The organism is Paenibacillus camelliae, assembly GCF_023715345.1.
GTDB lineage: Bacteria > Bacillota > Bacilli > Paenibacillales > Paenibacillaceae > Pristimantibacillus > Pristimantibacillus camelliae.
On sequence record NZ_JAMBNY010000007.1, the window covers coordinates 180562 to 200655 of the forward strand.

The following is a 20094-nucleotide window of genomic DNA, read 5'->3' on the forward strand; positions in this document are numbered from 1 at the left end:
CCGTCACGTCATAGCAAAGGGTGTTTCAAACGGAAGAGTATCTTGCCGTTTGAAACACCCTTTTTAATCGTCAAATACTTAGTCATTCATGATGCTATGCTTTCTTCCATAGATGATATAGATCGCTAACCCGAACAATAGCCAAATAACACATGCGATCCACGTATAGTAAGCAAGCTGGCTCATTAAAAATACGCAAAGCAGGAATGAAACGATAGGCAGCACAGGATAGAACGGAACCTTGAAGCCACCTGGCTGTATACTTTTATTGTTCCTTAAAAATATAACACCGATTGAAACGATGGAAAAAGCGATTAGTGTCCCCATATTAACCAGCTCTGCAAGCTTGGCAAGAGGAACGAAGCCTGCACAGAGTGAAACAGCTACAGCGAATATCAATGTGTTTTTTATTGGTGTTTTATACTTTGGATGAATGCTGCTCATGCTTTTAGGTAGCAATCCGTCACGACTAAGAGCATATAGCAATCTTGATCCACCATAGGACATAACGAGTATGACAGTCATCATACCGACAACCGCACCAAGTGCAATTAGTCCAGAGATCCAATCCTGACCAACAAGTGCAATAACAAAGCTAACTGGATCACTTACGTTAAGCTGAGTGTACGGTGCAATGCCAGTAAGTACAAGTGATACCGAAACATACAGCAATGTGCAAATAAACAATGAGCCAATAATACCAATCGGCAAATTTCGCTTCGGATTCTTCACTTCCTCCGCTGCATTAGAGACACTATCAAAGCCGAGAAATGCGAAAAAGACAAGTGCCGCACCGCTTAGCACCCCACTTACTCCATAAGGCATAAATGGCTGCCAGTTGTCTGGCTTTACATAAAAAATGCCTACGACTAGAAATAATACAATGACTCCTACCTTGATAAATACCATGATGGTGTTTATTCTAGTGGATTCTCTAACACCCAAGGTTAGCAAAAATGCTACAGCCATAATAATCGCGATGGCTGGTAGATTAATATATGTTCCTTCAGCGGGATTGAACGGTCCTGATAACGCCGTAGGTATATGCAGCTGAAAACCTTCAAGCAATGACATTAAGTACGATGACCAACCTGTCGCGACAGAAGCGACTGCCAAGCCGTATTCAAGGATGAGCACCCAGCCAACTAGCCAAGCAAATACTTCACCGAATATAACATAGCTGTAGGAGTAGGCGCTCCCAGTAACTGGAACGGCGCTCGCAAACTCTGAGTAGCATAATCCAGCAAAAGCACATACGATTGCAGCGATTATAAATGAAAAAACGATAGCAGGGCCTGCATGCACAGCTGCTACCGTTCCCGGTAATATGAAAATACCAGTACCTACGATTGCACCAACACCAAGTAGAATTAAATCAAATCCGCTTAACGTGCGTTCAAGCTGTACACTCCCTTTTTGTTGAAAGAAATCGTGTACCTTCTTTTTTCTTAACCATTCGTTCATCTGTCAAACACCCATTCATTTTATGATTAGTTCTATGATGCACATTTTCCTATTTTACTGGTTTAGTTATAGTATGACAAGTTAACGCATATCGATTCGTACAATCTAGCTAGTCGCTGTAACAGAGTATGCTAGCGCGTCAATGCTTTTGCTGTGAGAGTAAGCATTTTTATCCAAAAAATTGGTGTTGAAACATTGTGCAAGATGTTGTAGGATAACACAATGTAAACTCATATAATTTTGGGAATATGGCCCATAAGTCTCTACTGGCGACCACTGTAATCGACCAACTATGAGTGAATGATGATCAAATAGGTTTATTTAGTGCAGGCAATGATAGAACGATGATATCGCTATGCAACGTAGATTACCAAGATGACAGACTTCACTTATGAGCAAAAACTCTTAAGTGAAGTCTGTTTTATTTTAAAGGAGAGGTAGAGGACAACCATGAAGCTGCTTGAGGACAAAATTCGTACAGAAGGCAATATATTATCAGACACAGTATTGAAGGTAGATTCCTTCCTTAATCACCAAGTTGATACATCACTAGCTTTAGAAATCGGCAAGCAATTCCATCGTATATTTGAGCAAAAAAAAATTACAAAGGTTTTGACAATTGAAGCGAGTGGTATTCAGTTTGCCATGGCAACAGCAATGGCGTTTAATGTACCGTTTGTATATGCCAAAAAGAAAAAGGCTGTGACGCTGCAGGAAAGTGTATATACAGCAGCTGTGCATTCATTCACTAAGCAAGAAACGTACCAAGTGAGTGTATCACAGGCGTATCTTGGAGCAGATGATCATGTGCTAATTGTTGATGACTTTTTAGCAACGGGTGCTGCATTAATCGGACTTGTTGATATTGTAAAGGAAGCGGGAGCAACACTTGCAGGTGTGGGCTGTGTTATTGAAAAATGCTTCCAGGAAGGGCGCGAGCTGCTAGAACAAAAAGGCGTTAACGTATACTCATTAGCAAAAATTTCAGCGATGGCGCCCGGAGAAATTCACTTCGTTCCTGGTGATGACGAGACCGTGCTAGGAGAAGTGAACGATCATGCGGAGTAAACAGTTTGCACTTGGGTTTCAGCACGTTCTTGCTATGTATGCTGGAGCGGTTATTGTTCCGCTAATTGTCGGAGGAGCGCTTAATCTTACGCCGGCCCAGATGGCATATCTTATTGCAGCTGATCTGTTTACCTGTGGAATTGCGACAATTTTACAGGTCATGAATACGAAATACTTTGGCAGTCGCTTGCCGGTCATCTTAGGCTGTACCTTTACTGCGGTAGGGCCAATTATAGCGATTGCATCGACCTCAAACCTGGCTACAGCTTATGGAGCGATTATTATTTCGGGGATATTCGTCGTACTTGCAGCTCCGTTATATGGTAAGCTCCTTAAGTTTTTCCCTAAGCTTGTAACGGGAACGGTTGTTACGATTATTGGATTATCGTTAATCCCAGTTGGCATGAAAAATGTCGGCGGAGGTGACGGCAGCGCGGACTTTGGAGCACCTCACCATTTATTACTGGCTCTTATTACATTCGTTATTATATTGATCATTAATCGCTTTGCGAAAGGCTTTATTCGCTCGGTTTCTGTATTGATTGGCCTTGCTGCAGGTACAATCATTGCTTACTTTTTCGGCATGGTTGATTTCTCATCGGTTGCTGATGCCAAATGGGTGAACGTCGTACAGCCTTTCTACTTCGGTATGCCACAGCTTAGCATTACCGCGATATTAACGATGGTTATCGTAAATATCGTCAGCATGGTTGAATCAACGGGCGTATACTTGGCGGTAGGCAAAACGATTGATCAGAAGGTAGAACAGAAGCAAATTGTAAATGGATTGCGTTCCGAGGGGATTGCAATTACACTTGGCGGCATCTTCAATGCATTCCCCTACACTGCCTTTTCGCAAAATGTTGGATTGCTTGCGATTTCACGTGTGAAATCAAGAGATGTTATTTTTGCAGCGGGGATCATTATGGTGGTGTTAGGGCTATTGCCAAAGCTAGCAGCCATTACAACGGTTATTCCTAACGCTGTGCTAGGCGGTGCAATGATCGTAATGTTTGGCTCGGTTGCCGTATCAGGTATTTCCATTCTGTCCGAAACGAATTTGCAAAAAGGAAACAATCTAATGATTGTTGCATGCAGTATTGCGATAGGACTAGGATCAGCAGTACTTCCTGAGATGTTTAGCCAGCTTCCAAGCTTTGCTAGAATGCTGCTAGAGAACGGAATTGTGACAGGGTCGATTACAGCGGTTGTATTGAATGTGCTGTTCTCAAGTAAGGATGAAAAGCAACATGAGCAAACAGTGGATCACGAAGCAACCGTAGCATGAGATGCGCAAGTGGAAAATTAAACAAGATCTTTAGAAAATGTCGCATTAAGTGTGAGATTTGTAGCGTACATGTATGAACTAATCTGGCGATGTTTGAAAGCAACAGGATACGGGGAACAAGTGGGCAAGCATTGGAGCGCAACATCCAATGCTTGCCCTTTTAAGTTAATGCTTTGGTTGATGCTTAAAGTAAGGCTTAAATAATCATTGCTCACAACAATTAAACGTTTAATTCAGTGTGTTGTCTATTCATGCTACACTTACGATAGCAACAAGTATTAAGGAGTGTACGACGATGATTTATATAAAAAGCTTTAAGCTGTCCCCCTTTATAGACCGTAATCCTAATGCCTATCCTGATCATGTATTTAAGCATATGGCGGGCGAGGTGCTGCTTTTTGATCGGATTACAGTGCTGTATGGCAACAATGGCTCTGGCAAGTCAACGCTATTAAATGTTATTGCCAGTAAGCTGGGCGTGAAGGGGAATGAAAGCATGCTTAGCAATGGATACAATCAATATGCAGAGCCATTTCTAAGCTTTTGCTCATATAGCCTAGGCGAGGATGAACAAGACCGAGCACTTACGCAGCTGCCACACAGCAGTCAATATATTAAATCAGAGGATATTCTGTATGAGATTAAAAAAATCCAGCAATCGTCTGTCCTGCGTGAGAGCATGCTGCACGAGCAAGCGATGCGGGGACTCGATAAGGAGCAATTAGCACAGCATGAGCAATCAGCAGCGTTCTATAAGCAGATGGAGATCACAAAGTTTGCACAGGAAAAATACTCTAATGGCGAAACCTCAATGCAGCTTTTTGAGCAGCTGCTAGTGCCGAACAGCTTGTACCTGCTCGATGAGCCTGAGACTTCCTTGTCGCCTCATAATCAGCTGCTGCTTGCGGAGGAAATTAATGAGCTTGCTCGCTACTGTAACTGTCAATTTATTATTGCAACACATTCTCCGTTTATGCTTGGAACGCTGCAGGCGAAAATTTATAATCTTGATCTCCCTGCATTAAAAACATCGGAATGGACTGAGCTTGAAAATGTGCAGTTTTTTTATCAGTTTTTTCAAAAGCGCAAAGCTGAATTCGAGAGATAGGACTAATCATAAGGACTATTAAAAATGAAAGACGATACATTGGAAATCACCTTTATTTTGCTTGTACAGCTTAATAAAGGTGTTTTTTATATCTATTATTTACAATAAATTCAATTGAAGTTAACAATTAGATGATTTTGTCCCCGCATAATGGTGCTGCAAGGAAAGAGAAAAAGAGCATGGAGGGATAAAATTTGAAAAAGCAAAGTTTGAAAATGGCTTTAGCAGGATGTTTAGTTTTTTCTATGCTATCTTTGCAGTCAGTATCCGCAGCTGACCAACCAACGAGCTCAACATCTACCTCAAAAAACTTGATTGTGCTTATCGGGGATGGAATGGGTCCTGCACAAGTGACAGCAGCACGTAATTACTTAATGTACAACAAAGGGATTGATCAGCTGACATTAGACAGTATTTACACAGGGCAAGCCACAACTTATGCGGATCGCGGTGAGGATGGCGGAACGATTGTATCAGGTGTTGTCACAGATTCTGCCTCTGCAGGTACTGCGTTTGCAACAGGCAACAAAACATACAACGCAGGCATTAGTGTTTCGAATGAGGAAGTATCCAAGCCGTTCGCTTCAGTGATCGAAGCGGCAGAAGCGGCTGGCAAAGCGACCGGTCTTGTATCAACGGCTAGAATTACGCATGCAACTCCAGCCGTATATGCTTCGCACGTACGGAGTCGCGATAATGAGCTGGCGATTGCATCACAATATTTAGAAAGTGGCGTTGATGTTTTACTTGGCGGCGGAAGCTCCTTCTTTACAAGCAAGGACGAAGGGGGCAGACGCAGCGATGGCTCGCTTATTCCACAATTCGAAGCAAAAGGCTACACATACATAACCAATGCATCGCAATTAAACCGTCTTAACCAAAATGATGAGCAAGTGCTTGGTCTGTTCAGCAGCTCACATATTCCTTATGTGCTGGACCGAACTAACGAGATTCCATCTTTGGCTCAAATGACGAAAAAGGCTATCGAATTATTGGAAAAGGATGAGGATGGCTTCGTTGTCATGATCGAAGGCGGTCGTATTGACCATGCCGCTCATGCGAATGACTTCCCTTCTACTGTGCAAGAGGTGCTTGATTTTGATGCTGCGGTGAAGGTAGCGCTTGATTATGCGAAGAAGGATGGCAACACGTCAATTGTTATAACTGCTGACCATGAGACAGGTGGTCTATCGCTATCTCGCGATAACATTTACGAGCTGAATTTAGACCTATGGGATAAGCAAGTTCATTCCTCTGAGTTTATTGCAAGCAAGCTGAATGAAGCGAAAACGTTAAGTGATATTAAAAAGATTGTGACTGCCAATACATGGATTACTGATTTAACAGATGAAGAGGCTCAGCAGATATTGGATGGCGATGGTTCATCCTACGGCAGAGAAGGCGGCTATAACGCAGTCATTAGCAAGCGACTTTTAGTAGGCTGGAGTGGTCATGGACACTCCGCTGTAGATGTTGGCGTATGGGCTTACGGTCCAATTATTCCGTTTGTAAAGGGGCAAGTCGACAACACTCAAATTGCTAAAGCGTCTGCTCAGGTTATTGGCGTAAGTCTTACGGATGCAACGGCTGAGCTGCAAGCCAAGTATCTATATCCGAAGTTCAAAATCACTCGCAGCAATGAAGTGCTATATCCTGCGAAGCCACTAGCTGAAGCATTAGGAGCAACGGTTCGTTACGATGCTAAGGCCGGCACTGTTACGCTGCAAAAGGCGGCAACGACGCTTGTCATCGCTACAGAATCAGCTGAAGTATCGATCAACGGAGCGAAAACGAGCATTGTTGGTCAAATGGATAAAGGCACATTATATCTGCCACTAGAAGCATTTAATAGACTTACGAACACGACGATGAGCTGGGATACGCTATCTGAGCGCATTATTAAGAAGTAACGACATGATGTTAATAGGCAGGGGAGCAAAAGCTTTCCTGTCTATTTTTCCATGAAAGGAGCACGACGGTATGATCACGATACAGCAGCTGAAGAAAAGCTATGGTCAGCAGCCCATTCTATATCTTCCACAATGGACAGTACAGCAAGGCGAGCAGGTTGCTTTGCTTGGGCCTAGCGGCTGCGGTAAAAGCACGCTGCTCCATCTATTAGGCGGCGTGCTAGCAGCCGATGCCGGCAGTATAACGATTAACGGTCAAACGTTAAGTACGATGTCAGAGGCAGCACGCGATGAGTTTAGAAGCAAGCACATCGGCTATGTGTTTCAAGATTTTTATCTAATTCCTTCGTTAACCGCAAAAGAAAACATTGAATGGGCGCTGACTTCGCAGGAAAGAGGGAGCGCGATGAAGCGCAAGCAGCTAATCGAGCAGTGGTTCGAGCGAGTGGGTTTAAGCGATCATATGAATCGCTATCCTTCTCAGCTGTCACGTGGCCAGCAGCAGCGTGTCGCGATGATACGGGCATTAATCCATACTCCACCGTTGGTGCTTGCAGATGAGCCGACAGGAAGTCTCGACTGGGAGACTGCCTCGCATATAATGCAGCTATTGCTGGAGCTGTCCAAGGAGCATAGCATGACGCTAGTAACCGTCACGCATGATCTTCATCTCGCTGAACTGTATCCGACTACGGTTCAGATGAAGGAGATTAACGAGCTAATTAAGCAGCCAGCTCAGAAAGGAGTTCTTGTATGACTGCCTGGGGATATATATGGCGTAATATCAAGCATCGAGCGATGCTGTCTACATTAACAATTGTAGCCGTGACCGTTACCGTTGCTATCTTTTCTTTACTTTTAATGAGCAAGGAAAGTATAGAGCATGGCGCGCAGAAGGGCTATGGACCTTTTGAGGTGGTTATTGGAGCTGAAGGCAGCGAGGCACAGCTCGTGCTTCATACGTTTTATCGAATGGGGGCACCATTAGGCAATATTCCATATGAATTGCTTCAGCAGGTGAAGGGTAGCGAGCATGTTGATCAAGCTTTCGGTATTACGACAGGAGATCAGTATAATGGCTATTCCATCGTCGGAATAGAGGCTGCTTATTTTGGCACTCGTTATAATAATCGTGCTTTGCAGCAAGGTAGATTATATCAAGCAACAGGCGAGGTAACGCTTGGTTACACAGCAGCTAAGGAGCTAGGGTTAGAGGTTGGTGATCAATTTACAGGAGCTCATGGCACAGTAGCGGGCTTTGATCATGAGGAACACCACAGTGATGAATCGGCACACGAGCCGCATGATACTCACCATTCCTTTATATACACTGTAGTAGGTATTTTACCGCAGTTAAGCAATAGCGATGATCGAGCAATATTTACAACGATGGACTATGCATGGGCTGTGCATGATAGCACGGAGGAAGAACGTGAAGTGACGACGATTATCGTGAAGCCGAGCTCGCTATTAGGCTTGCAAATGATAAAGCAGCAGATGGACGCCCAATCAGGTGTTCAAGCTGCCTATTCTAGTAAAGCTATTGCTGACGTGCTCAATATGGTAGATACAGGCTCTCAGCTTATGATGATCATGCTGGGGATATGTACGTTGCTAGCTGCAACATCACTGGTGCTATCTCTTGTTGCATCGATTCAGGAGCGCAAGCGTGATGTTGGGCTGATGCGGTTGGTTGGTAAATCTAAACGCTATATTTTAATGGTGACGATTGGCGAAGGCGTGCTATTAACTGCGATTGGGGCGTTCATAGGCTTACTGGCCGGTCATATTACAGGAGCAATCATTAGCCAGCAGCTGTTTGTCTATGCGGGAATACAGCTGCAGCCGTGGTCATTGGCAGAGTATGAGCTGCTTATGCTTATTGGAGCTTTGATGCTAGGGATGCTAGCATCATTAGGACCTGCACTTAAAGTGTATCGTACGGATCCAATTACGTTATTTAAAGCTTAGGAGGGCGAGTAGTATGAATATACGGAAACCTATGCTATATTGTGCAGCATTCATCGTTTGCATCACGTTATTAGTAGGCTGTGGGGAGGAAGAACAAGCTGCTTCAAGTACATTTTTTGATGCTATCGAGGCTTCAGCTAGTGAGTCTAAGAAAAGGACTGCTTCAGCTCAATTCGACGATGAAGCGGGAGAACGTCAACAAACAATGCAGCTAGGGCTAGAAACAGAAAAAGAAGAAGCAGTGAATCTGGAATTAGAGAAACGAGATGAAGGTCAGCAGCAAGACGCATCTATGCACGATGCTGCAAAGGAACAACTTAATGCATCTACCACTGATGCTGTAGACCATAGTCGTATCGAGAATAAAAATCAAACCGTCGAGATGAGCTTAAAGGAAATTCAAGCAAGAAAGATGTCAGCAGCTGCAGCGGAACAGGCAGAAGGCGATCAGATCGAGGCAGGAAGTGAAGCAGTAAGCGACACAACAAAGGGCACATTAAGTGGTAAATCAAGCAATATATCAAGTGGTAAAGCAAGTAGCCCACGAAACGATGAAAAAACTAGCGCTGTAAATGAAGAATTTAACAGCACACCAGTCAACACGCCAAGTGGTAAAACAAGCAACAATTCACCAAGCAGCGCAGCAAACGATGAATCTATCAATGCACCAAGCGATGTATTAAGCAGTAACGCCACAAGTAGTAAATCAAGTGACACCTCAAGCACTGTCTCCACAAAAGGGAAAAATGAGATCTATTGGAGCGAATTTTTCGATAACGAGGATCAAACAACGCCATCGAACACGTTTTGGGATTTATCTGAAAAATCGGCAACAGTGCAAATCAAAGGCTTTATGGGCGAGGTACTGTCATTAGACAAAAACTGGTTCCTGCTAATACCCGAGCCAGGAGCAGAATGCCCATTCGATAACGGGGATGAAACCTATTGGAACAAAATTATGATCGTATTTGTCGATGAAGACGTAAAGCTTCGCTACACCTCTAAGCCACTACAATTAACAGGTAAGCTAGATGTCGGCATAAAAGTCGATGAGTCCGGCTACAAAACAATGTTCCGACTATACGACGCAACCTTTACAGAAATTTAGAAGTAGCGGAATAATGGTGAGGGCACAACGAAGCAACCGCACGACACCGCTCCAGCGAGGCAAATGGAGAGCCCACGAAGCGATACCCAAAACCGCTCCAGCGGAGAACATGGATATGGTGGAAAAGCGAAGCGGTTGCCTTTGCCCTCTGATTTCTACAAATGATATCCTTCTAGAAATCAGAGGGGAACAGCAATTGTAACCAATCCATGTTCGGAGCGCTGTGAAATCAGAGGGGAACAGCAATTGCAGCCGCACCATTTGCGGAGCGCTGAATATCACTTCCGTGAAAGCGACACAAGCGATGATTCACGTACGATCAAACGATGCGGGATAATAATTCGGTTTTGGTGAACGGATGGCTGGTCCGTAATTCTTCTAATCAGCATCTGTGAAGCTGTATAGCCGAGCTGATAGGTGCCAATATCAATCGAGCTAATTGGCGGAGACGCAAGCTCAGATAGAGCGATATTGTTAAAGCTCACGACGCACATATCATCAGGTACTTTGAAGCCAAGCTCCGTTAGACCATGAACGACACCAAAGGCAACCGCATCATCGATGACAACCAGTGCACTTGGACGCTCCTGCAAATTCATTAAAAAGGTCATCGCACGATACCCGCCATGCTGCAAATATTCTCCTTCCACGATCCACTCTGGTCGAAGCTCCAAGCCTTGCTCCTGCATGGCACGGCGATACCCTGCCATGCGATCAAGTGATACGGTTAGGTTCGGAGGACCACTTACGAATCCAATACGGTCATGCCCCTGCAATATTAAATGTCGAGTAGCCTCGTAAGCAGCCTGCTCGTTATCGTTATCAACGGATAGAATATCTGGATGCTCATCTGTTCGACCTATAAGAACGGTAGGGAATTTTGCCTTATCGAGCATGGAGATGAGAGGATCATTAGGGCGCGAGGACAATAGAATAACTCCATCTACACGTCTGCCAAAAACAAGACGAGAAACGGTTTCCTTTTCATCATGCGGTGATGTAGCAGCAGCTAGCAGCATATCATAACCAGCTAGCGTCGATTGTGTCAGAATCCCTCGTAGCAGCTCTCCAAAGAAGAAATCCTTGAATAGCTCCTCGGCTGGACGAGGCAGCATAATCGCAAGTGTTTTGGTTGTTTTTGAGACGAGACTCTTCGCCATAATATTTGGATGATAGCCCATCTCCTCCATAATACGTTTCACTTTACTGCTAGTGGCACTGCTTATTCGATCATGGTTAGAGATCACTCTCGATACCGTAGAGGGTGAGACACCTGCAGCCTTTGCAATATCCTTTATCGTTACCATAGGAAATGCTCCTTTTTATTTACGAATGTAAAACTAATAAGTCTATGAACATCTACGGATGTTAATATATAACAAATGTAAGCGGTTAACAAATGTGAAAAACTGTCTAATTTAGAGAAAACGAAAGAAAACAGCAGGTAAATTGGCTATATTTCCAAATATTGAGCTATGCAAACGTTTTAACAAATTGCACAGCGTGTTGTATGATAATGACACAAATAGAACGCTTACATTTTCAGCTTGTATCGTGAGAGGTCGAATCGACAGGAAAAATTCACGATGAGTAGGATATTTTGTTGAATTTTGAACAAACGTTTGCGCTAGATTGCACAATATGTGATTACACCGTGAATCGCACACCTAATTTATCACGTACCTTGCATCACGTAACCGTCCTACTACGATACATAACCGGTCATATAAAAAAGTCGATACAAGGCTGATTTAAGCGATCTATCAGTTAGTTAAGTTTTTAAGTATACAATTTTGAGAGGGGAATACTTAGAATGAAAAAGCTACTGACTTTAACGATGATTGTTGCTCTGTTTTTTGTGGCTGCTTGCGGCTCTAACAACAACGGAGGAAGCACAGGAGGAAACACGCAGACAAATACTCCTGAAACAACGAATACGGCAAATAATTCAAACAACAGCAGTAATAATGCAGCGGATGAAGCTATCGAGGAGCTTGTACCAGAGGAAGGCGCAACTTTGCTTATATGGGAAAGTAAAGAAGAGCGTCCATTCGTAGAAGCGATCGCTAAAGAGTTTACTGAAAAATATGGTGTTGAAATTAAGTTTGAAGAAGTTGGCGCAGGTGACCAGGTTAATAAGCTAATGACAGACGGTCCTGCAGGTCTTGGTGCAGACGTTGTGCTTTTCCCTCACGACAATCTAGGTAAAGCGGTAACGGCAGGTCTTGTTCTACCTAATGATTTCTACGAAGAAGAAACGAAAACAGCAAACTCTGAAATCGCGGTGAATGCGGTAACGTATGATGGCGTGCTATACGGCTATCCTCGTTCTGTTGAAACCTATGCGTTGTTCTACAACAAGGATATTATTACAGAGGTCCCTAAAACCTTTGATGAGGTTGTAGAGTTTGCGAGCACATATAATGATGTTGCCAACAATAAATTTGCAATTATGTGGGAAGTAGGTAACTTCTACTTCAACTATCCGTTTGTTTCCACTGGCGGTTATGTGTATGGCAATAACGGTCAGGATAAAGACGATATCGGTCTAAATACACCGGGTGCAGTAGAAGGCTTAGCGTACTACGGCTCATTAAAAGAGAAGCTGCTTCCGATGAACTCTGGTGATATTAGCTACGATATTAAGAAGGGCTTTTTCACGAGCGGTACGTTAGCAATGGATATTAACGGACCTTGGACAATTGGTGATTACAGAAATGAAGGCATTAACTTCGGTGTAGCAAAGCTTCCTGATATTAACGGACAGCCAGCTTCTTCCTTCTCAGGAATTAAAGCTTGGTACGTAAACTACTTTACGAAATATCCAATCGCAGCTCGTCTATTTGCACACTTTGCTTCTACGAAGGAAGCACAATTGAAAAACTTTGAAATTACTGGTGCGCTACCAGCAAATATTGAAGCGGCCAATGACCCTTCAGTAACAAGCGATGAAATCGTGAAAGGCTTCCTAGATCAATTCGAGCAATCGACTCCAATGCCTGCAATTCCTGAAATGGGTAATGTGTGGGATCCAATTGCATCAGCGTTCTCTGAGGTATGGAACAACGGTGCAGATGCGAAAACAGCACTTGATAACGCAGTTCAGCAAATTAAAGATGCGAACAACGGAGCTCAGTAAACATGCAGTGACGCTCGGTCATCACCCGTCGATAGCTATCGACGGGTGAACCGATGTTTACGAATCGATGAGAACTGATGCTTGATGGTACGTTTCGTACGGAAAGGAGCCGGGCGCAATGAATGGACACCGCAATGCCGCAACGATTTTGTCTGTTCTCTGTATGGGGCTAGGGCAGCTATATAACAGACAGTGGATCAAAGGTTTATTGCTGCTAGTGTTTAACGCAGCAGCACTAAGCTACTTTATATCTAATTTAGGCACGGCGATCTGGGGCATCGTCACTTTAGGAGAAAAAACTCAAGGGCTAGAAAAGGTTGGAAGGCTGATGGTCCCTGTAGAAGGGGATCATTCCATCTATTTATTAATTGGTGGCCTCATTACGATATTTGCTTTAGCGATTTATTTAACTGTATATGGCATGAGCATCAAGGATGCTTACCGTACAGGCGGCGAGCGAGATGCTGGGAAAACACCAGCTAACTTTAAGCAAACCTGGGCATATATTACCGATAAAAAGTTTCCGATTCTGTTGTTAGCATTGCCGGTATCTGGTGTGCTGCTGCTAACGATTATGCCGATCATTTTCATGATTCTATTAGCCTTTACCAACTACTCTTCACCTGATCACATACCACCAGCCTCACTTGTGGATTGGGTAGGCTTCCAGACGTTTAAAGATTTATTAACGCTTAAAACATGGAGTCGTACATTTGTTGGTGTATTTACTTGGACAATAATCTGGGCAGTTCTGGCGACAGTTACGACATACTTTGGCGGTATACTCGTAGCCTTGCTCATTGAATCAAAGGGAATTCGCTTTAAGAAGCTATGGAGAACGATTTTCATTATTCCGTATGCAATCCCCCAGCTGATTTCACTGCTAGTTATGCGTAACTTGTTCAATGGTCAATTCGGTCCAATTAATCAATATTTAAGCTACTTTGGCTTAGGGAAGCTGCCTTGGCTTACCGATCCACTATGGGCAAAGGTAACCGTTATTATCGTTAATATGTGGGTAGGTATTCCAGTGTCGATGGTACTGATTCTCGGTATATTGACAGCGATTCCAAAGGATTTATATGAAGCTGCTGATGTAGATGGGGCATCAGGCTTTCAGAAATTCAAAATTATTACAATGCCGTTTATTCTATTCTCGACGGCTCCAATTCTCATCATGCAATTTGCAGGTAATATCAACAACTTTAACGTCATCTTCCTATTGACGAACGGTGATCCGGTCAACGGTAATTATCAATATGCCGGCAGTACTGATTTGCTTGTTACTTGGCTATATAAGCTGACGCTTAACAATAGTAAATTCAATATGTCATCGGCAATTGGTATCATTATTTTCTTACTCGTTGCTTCACTTTCGATCTGGAGCTATCGTCGCTCACGCTCATATAAAGAGGAGGATATGGTACAATGACAAACCGAAAATCAAACTATATCCTGACTGCACTAAAATATGTGATTTTAATTGCCATCGCGGTGTGCTGTATCTATCCAGCTTTATGGGTCGTTCTGTCCTCGTTAAGGCCGGGTACTTCATTATACAGTCCAACGCTCATCCCAGAGACGTTCACGCTTGCTCATTATCGTGAGCTGTTTAATAATCCAAGCTTTCAATACGGTAAATGGTATCTCAATACACTAAAAATCGCGACGCTTACGATGCTATTCTCCACCATATTGGTAACGCTTAGTATGTATGCTTTGTCACGGTTTCGCTTTAAGTCACGCAAATCGATGCTTACATCGATGCTAATACTAGGGATGTTCCCTGGCTTTATGAGCATGATCGCGATCTTCATCTTAATGCTGCAATTGAATCTACTGGATACACATGCTGCACTCATTCTTGTTTATTCTGCTGGCTCTGTGCTTGGCGGCTTTGTCGTAAAGGGCTACTATGATACGATTCCGAGAAGCCTAGATGAAGCAGCACGTATTGATGGTGCTAGTCATATGCAGGTTTTTCTGAAAATTATGCTGCCACTGTCAAAGCCAATTCTTACGTATGTTGCCTTAACGCAATTTACTGGGGTATGGGGAGACTTTATCTTTGCAAGACTCGTGCTGCGCAGTAAAGAAAATTGGACGCTAGCTGTTGGTATGTGGGACTTAGTCGCATCATATCAAAACAGTAACTTTACGTTGTTTGCTGCAGGGGCTGTGTTAATTGCCATTCCGATTACACTGCTGTTCATCTTCCTGCAACGCTTCCTCGTACAAGGCTTAACGTCTGGGGCGTCAAAAGGATAATATGATGCAAAATAATAATATGAATCATTGGAGAACATGGTTGCAGCGTGTCATCGTATTATTGCTGCTTCTAACGCTCATTGCATGTTCGTCGAATAAGGTGACGATCAATGAGCAGGGAGCAGTTCAAGCTCAAGCTCATGCCGATGAGCAGCAGAGTAATGAGCTTGATAAGGAGCAGGCTGAGGGAGCATCTGTGAAGGAACAAGGCACAACCAAGCAATCAGCTAGCAAAAACGGGCCGTATGCTGTCGTTGAGCAGCCTGGTACAGTATATTATGAAATCTTTGTTCGTTCCTTCTATGATAGTGATGGTGACGGTGTTGGTGACCTGAATGGGGTAACCGCTAAGCTTGATTATTTGGAGGAGCTCGGGGTTGGCGGTATCTGGCTTATGCCCATAAATAGCTCACCTAGCTATCATGGGTACGATACAACGGATTACTATTCGATCAATCCAGAATACGGGACGATGGACGATCTTACGACGCTTCTTGATGAAGCGCATAAGCGTAATATTAAAGTCATTATGGACCTTGTCGTGAATCATTCGAGCAGTGAGCATCCTTGGTTCAAGGATGCAGCTGAGGACCCGAGCAGTCCGTATCGTTCATGGTATCACTTTGTTCCTGGAGATGAACCAACAAGCTCAGATAGCGCGGCTGGCAGTGGAAGCGCATGGCACAGCTATGGTGATTCCAAATACCTTGGTATCTTTTGGGGCGGCATGCCAGATTTTAATTTTGATGAGCCTAAGGTAAGAGAAGAGCTAATTGCCATCGGTCAATTTTGGTTAGAGAAGGGACTGGACGGCTTTAGGCTGGATGCAGCTAAGCATATTTATGGTGACTTCAAATCAACCGTGCATAAGCCAGAGGTTCAAGCGGCCAATCATGCATGGTGGCAGGAGTTCCGGCAAGGTATGAATGAGGTAAAGCCAGATGCATTCTTAATCGGTGAAGTATGGGATTCGATGTCCGTGATCGGCCCTTACTTCGATGAGGCGCTTGATTCGGCATTTAATTTCGATCTGGCTGATCGCCTGCTAGGCGCAGCAGCTGGTGAAACAGACCCGGATCTCGCTTATTCACTAGGCCGTACGCATGCTTTTTACGCGCAAGCCTCTAATGGTAAATTTGTCGATGCGCCTTTTCTTAGCAATCACGATCAGAATCGCATAATGACGGTGTTAGGTGGTCATGCCGATCATGCGAAGATGGCGGCAAGTCTGCTGCTTACACTGCCAGGTACACCATTCTTATATTATGGTGAGGAAATCGGCATGCAGGGAGCAAAGCCGGATGAATACATTCGTGAGCCAATGCTCTGGTATGCAGATTCAGCGGGAGGAGAAGGACAGACGACCTGGCAGGTGACGCGTCATAATCCTGATCCAGCAGTGATCTCAGTTGAAGCGCAGGAGCAGGACGAGGCATCGCTGCTGCAGCATTACAAAAAGCTAATCGAGTGGCGCAATAACGAGCCAGCTCTGCAGAACGGAGCGATTGCAGAATATAAGCTCGCTGAAGCAAACAGTAAGCTGAGCCTGTATCTACGCATAACAGAGAACGATCGTGTGCTGGTTGTGCACAATTTATCTGGCGAGCAGCAGCAGGCAGAGTTGAACCAAGCTTCAGAGTATGGTGCTTTCGATGAGCTGCTACACACAACAGCTGCATCAGCTGAGCTGAACGGTGCTGAACTGCAGCTGCCGCCATATAGCACCGTTATCTTACGTTAATAGATCAGATAGTGTACTGCTAGCTATTGCTAACCTAAATGAAAAAGTATGGAATCTCCTGTAGTTATAGAAGATTCCATACTTTTTTGTAGTTACTTAATCTATGCTAATGATTGTTATGCTTTCAGTACGATAAAGCTGTATGCTGGTAAGGCAACGGTGAGCTGATCTGCTCGCTTGCTGCCTGCTGGAAGCAGCTTAGCTTCACCGCTCTGAAACAGAACGGACCACGCTTCAACTGGAATATCAAGCTTTGCTTCAGCAGCACGAGCATTCAGCACGATGAGTAAGCGCTCGTCTTCTGCTAGACGTTCATAGGCTAGCGTACCGTCTTCGTCTTTACCAGCATGAATAAAGCGGATATCACTTGAGCGCAGAGCTGGATGCTGATGACGCAGAGCAATTAGCTGCTTGTAGAAATCTAGCAGCTCAGCATTTTGCTTTTCTGGCTCCCACACCATACATTTACGGCAATCAGGATCACCTTCGCCATCTAATCCAATCTCATCTCCATAATATATGCAAGGCGTACCAGGATACGTAAGCTGGAATAAAGCTGCCAGCTTCATCGCAGCTTCATTATGATCGCAGATCGTTAGCAGACGAGGTGTATCATGGCTGTCGAGCAGGTTGAACGCTGTCTCCGTCACTTGCTGAGAATAGGCAGCCAGCTGATGACCGATCGCATGTGTAAAGCTCTTCGCGTCGAGACTTTGATGACCGAAGAAATCCAGTACAGCGTTAGTGAAAGGGTAGTTCATCACTGCATCAAACTGATCACCCTGCAGCCACATTAATGAATCATGCCAGATTTCTCCCAATATATATGCCTCTGGATTGACATCCTTAACAATCTTTCGGAATTCACGCCAAAATTGATGATCGACTTCATTGGCTACATCTAATCTCCAGCCATCGACCCCGATCTCCTCAATCCAATAGCGCGCTACCTCAAACAGATATTGCTTAACCTCTGGATGCTCCGTATTAAGCTTCGGCATGAGCGGCTCGAACGCGAAGGTATCATAGGTAGGTATGCCATCAATAACCTGAAGAGGCCACTGCCGTACATGGAACCAATCTGCGTATTTGGATTGCTTGCCATTCTTTTGTGCATCGACAAACGGTGCAAAGGTACGTCCCGAATGATTGAAAACAGCATCCAGCAGTACTCGAATTCCGCGAGCATGACATGCGTCAACGAGCTCTTTAAGCTGTTCATTCGTACCAAAGTGCGGGTCTACCTTTAAATAGTCCTGTGTGTCGTACTTATGATTCGTCGTTGCTTCAAATAATGGAGTAAAGTAAATCGCATTGATCCCAAGCTCTGCAATATGATCAAGATGGTCGAGCACCCCTTGAAGATCACCACCGAAGAAATTCGTCGGCGTAGGCTTACCGCCCCAAGGCTCAACATCTGCTGGGCTGATCGAAGGATCACCGCATGCAAAGCGCTCAGGAAAAATTTGATAGAACACAGCATCCTTAACCCAAGCCGGTGGCTCGAACACATCGATTGGATTAATAAATGGGAAGTCAAAAAAAGTATTCGGATTGTCTGGGAGCTCATCTACGAAACCGCGCTCGGTATATATGAGCTGCTCTTCATTACTTGCATCTGTTAGTCGGAAAGCATAGCGCAGCCGGCGATATGGCGGCTTAACCGTTGTTTCCCAATAATCGAAATGCTCATCCTGTGCAAATATACGCATGGACACGATATCCATCGTTGAGTCCCAGGTATACTTGTCACCTACAATCGCTTCAACAATAGCGCAATCATTCTTCTTGGTGCGGATTCGCAGATGTATTGTACGTTGGTCATAAGCATATGACCAGTTTTGTTTTGGACGATGATATACAGCTTCACGCAGCATTCCATTCACTCTCCTTGTCATATTATGGGTAGAGCAGTAAACTCTCTGATAAAACAAGAAGAAGGCACAACCTGGGCATATAAGTCCGAGGTTGTACCTTCTCCAATCAATGTTCTCGCAAAGCATAGGAACATATGGTTTACGGTAGCATTGCCTTTCTATTGTATCTCTCAACATTTTAATTATACTATATATTGGTTATTTGGAATAGTGCAAATTTGCAAATAATGCTAAAAAATTAACGGGTTTCGTAACGTGCTCTAAGCCGCCCAGCCATCTCAATTACTTGCTCATCGTCAGGTAGAATGAGGCTAGACGTTGTTAGCTCTGAGGAATAGGCTCTTATACACTCTTTAATTGATGTAATGAACGCTTGTGTACCCATGCCAAGCAGCTCCTCTAAGCTGGCAGTGCTGGCTTCAGCTACTAACGGGTAGCTTTGCTCAGGTGCTCCTATCGCTGCACGATCATAAAATTGACGAACGAGTGAGGCTCTGTCACTGCCTTTTTTATCTGCTACAACAAAGGCGTGAACACAAAAAGCATGGAGCTGTCTGCGCTGTGCTATGCCACAAAATTTTAGCCCATTAATACTCATATCGTAATCCCCTGGACAATAGGCTCCTGAGAATTCCCCAACGTCGACAGCTGTATTAACAGGAGCAAGTGCTTCGCGAATAAGCTGTGTCATACGTGAAAAATCATGATGAAAGCTCGTGGACGGGCTAACAATTGGGAAGATAAGTGAAAGATTTATGACGCCAAGATCCAAAGGCACTGCTGCTCCACCTGAATTTCGTACCATTGGCATATACCCAATGGAGCTTAGCCAATCCATTGCCTCTTTGGCGTAAGGCAGACGATAATCGCGCTGTCCAAGTACAAAGGCTTGAGGATGACGCCATATATGGCATATGCTCAGCTTGCTGCGTGCAGCATCCTTACAGAGCAGTTCGTCAAGGGCAAAGGATCGCATTGGATCGATGGGTTCAATCTGATCGCTGCGATCAAGTATGATCATATCGCTTGCCCAAGTGGCGATGCTTGGTTGAGTCATGCAATCCCTCCAAAGTTGAAGCTACTATAATTATGTTACCAGAGCTGGACGAATGTAGCTATATAAGTTTAGCAAGCATAGAAAACAAAAGCAGA

15 protein-coding genes and 1 riboswitch are annotated in these 20094 nt (G+C 44.2%); of the genes, 11 read left to right on the forward strand and 4 right to left on the reverse strand.

What is annotated here, in order from left to right; translation table 11 throughout:
• Positions 1 to 78: 78 nt before the first annotated feature.
• Positions 79 to 1464 carry a branched-chain amino acid transporter BcaP gene (gene bcaP / locus M3180_RS13480; RefSeq protein WP_251668323.1) on the reverse strand — a complete coding sequence of 462 codons (1386 nt, stop codon included), beginning with the start codon at positions 1462 to 1464 and terminating at the stop codon, positions 79 to 81.
• 210 nt (positions 1465 to 1674) lie between these two features.
• A riboswitch (purine riboswitch) is annotated at positions 1675 to 1777 on the forward strand.
• A gap of 137 nt (positions 1778 to 1914) precedes the next feature.
• Between bcaP and M3180_RS13485 the strand changes: the two genes are divergently transcribed.
• From M3180_RS13485 to M3180_RS13515, 7 genes are all read left to right on the forward strand, one after another.
• On the forward strand, positions 1915 to 2532 hold the full coding sequence (locus tag M3180_RS13485; RefSeq protein WP_251668325.1) for a xanthine phosphoribosyltransferase: 618 nt from the start codon (positions 1915 to 1917) through the stop codon (positions 2530 to 2532).
• Positions 2522 to 3820 (forward strand): nucleobase:cation symporter-2 family protein, encoded by a 1299-nt coding sequence (locus tag M3180_RS13490; RefSeq protein WP_251668327.1) that lies wholly within the window; start codon positions 2522 to 2524, stop codon positions 3818 to 3820. The genes M3180_RS13485 and M3180_RS13490 overlap by 11 nt, the downstream gene beginning before the upstream one ends.
• 295 nt (positions 3821 to 4115) lie before the next feature.
• Positions 4116 to 4928: an AAA family ATPase gene (locus M3180_RS13495; RefSeq protein ID WP_251668330.1), complete on the forward strand. Its 813-nt coding sequence runs from the start codon at positions 4116 to 4118 to the stop codon at positions 4926 to 4928.
• A 245-nt stretch (positions 4929 to 5173) separates the two neighbouring features.
• On the forward strand, positions 5174 to 6838 hold the full coding sequence (locus tag M3180_RS13500) for an alkaline phosphatase (RefSeq protein WP_251668408.1): 1665 nt from the start codon (positions 5174 to 5176) through the stop codon (positions 6836 to 6838).
• 70 nt (positions 6839 to 6908) lie between these two features.
• Positions 6909 to 7595, forward strand: a complete 687-nt coding sequence (locus M3180_RS13505) for an ABC transporter ATP-binding protein (RefSeq protein ID WP_251668332.1) — start codon at positions 6909 to 6911, stop codon at positions 7593 to 7595.
• On the forward strand, positions 7592 to 8809 hold the full coding sequence (locus tag M3180_RS13510; RefSeq protein ID WP_251668333.1) for an ABC transporter permease: 1218 nt from the start codon (positions 7592 to 7594) through the stop codon (positions 8807 to 8809). The genes M3180_RS13505 and M3180_RS13510 overlap by 4 nt, the downstream gene beginning before the upstream one ends.
• A 13-nt stretch (positions 8810 to 8822) precedes the next feature.
• A complete protein-coding gene (locus tag M3180_RS13515) occupies positions 8823 to 9917 on the forward strand; it encodes a hypothetical protein (RefSeq protein ID WP_251668336.1) in 1095 nt (364 codons plus the stop codon).
• A 278-nt stretch (positions 9918 to 10195) separates the two neighbouring features.
• Here the strand turns inward: M3180_RS13515 and M3180_RS13520 are convergent, their stop codons facing one another.
• Positions 10196 to 11224, reverse strand: coding sequence for a LacI family DNA-binding transcriptional regulator (locus tag M3180_RS13520; RefSeq protein ID WP_251668338.1), 1029 nt, complete (start codon positions 11222 to 11224; stop codon positions 10196 to 10198).
• 506 nt (positions 11225 to 11730) lie between these two features.
• Between M3180_RS13520 and M3180_RS13525 the strand changes: the two genes are divergently transcribed.
• From M3180_RS13525 to M3180_RS13540, 4 genes are all read left to right on the forward strand, one after another.
• Entirely contained in the window at positions 11731 to 13056 is a 1326-nt protein-coding gene (locus M3180_RS13525; RefSeq protein ID WP_251668340.1) for a sugar ABC transporter substrate-binding protein, read from the forward strand.
• Between the two features lie 118 nt (positions 13057 to 13174).
• On the forward strand, positions 13175 to 14488 hold the full coding sequence (locus M3180_RS13530) for a carbohydrate ABC transporter permease (RefSeq protein WP_251668343.1): 1314 nt from the start codon (positions 13175 to 13177) through the stop codon (positions 14486 to 14488).
• Positions 14485 to 15324, forward strand: coding sequence for a sugar ABC transporter permease (locus tag M3180_RS13535; RefSeq protein ID WP_251668345.1), 840 nt, complete (start codon positions 14485 to 14487; stop codon positions 15322 to 15324). Before M3180_RS13530 ends, M3180_RS13535 begins: the two co-directional genes overlap by 4 nt.
• 1 nt (position 15325) lies before the next feature.
• On the forward strand, positions 15326 to 17065 hold the full coding sequence (locus M3180_RS13540; protein ID WP_251668347.1) for an alpha-amylase family glycosyl hydrolase: 1740 nt from the start codon (positions 15326 to 15328) through the stop codon (positions 17063 to 17065).
• Between the two features lie 116 nt (positions 17066 to 17181).
• On the opposite strand, the gene M3180_RS13545 is transcribed toward M3180_RS13540, so the two are convergent.
• Both M3180_RS13545 and M3180_RS13550 read right to left on the reverse strand, forming a co-directional pair.
• A complete protein-coding gene (locus tag M3180_RS13545; RefSeq protein WP_251668350.1) occupies positions 17182 to 18942 on the reverse strand; it encodes a glycoside hydrolase family 13 protein in 1761 nt (586 codons plus the stop codon).
• Between the two features lie 238 nt (positions 18943 to 19180).
• A complete protein-coding gene (locus M3180_RS13550) occupies positions 19181 to 19999 on the reverse strand; it encodes a lipoate--protein ligase family protein (RefSeq protein WP_251668352.1) in 819 nt (272 codons plus the stop codon).
• Positions 20000 to 20094 lie beyond the last annotated feature (95 nt).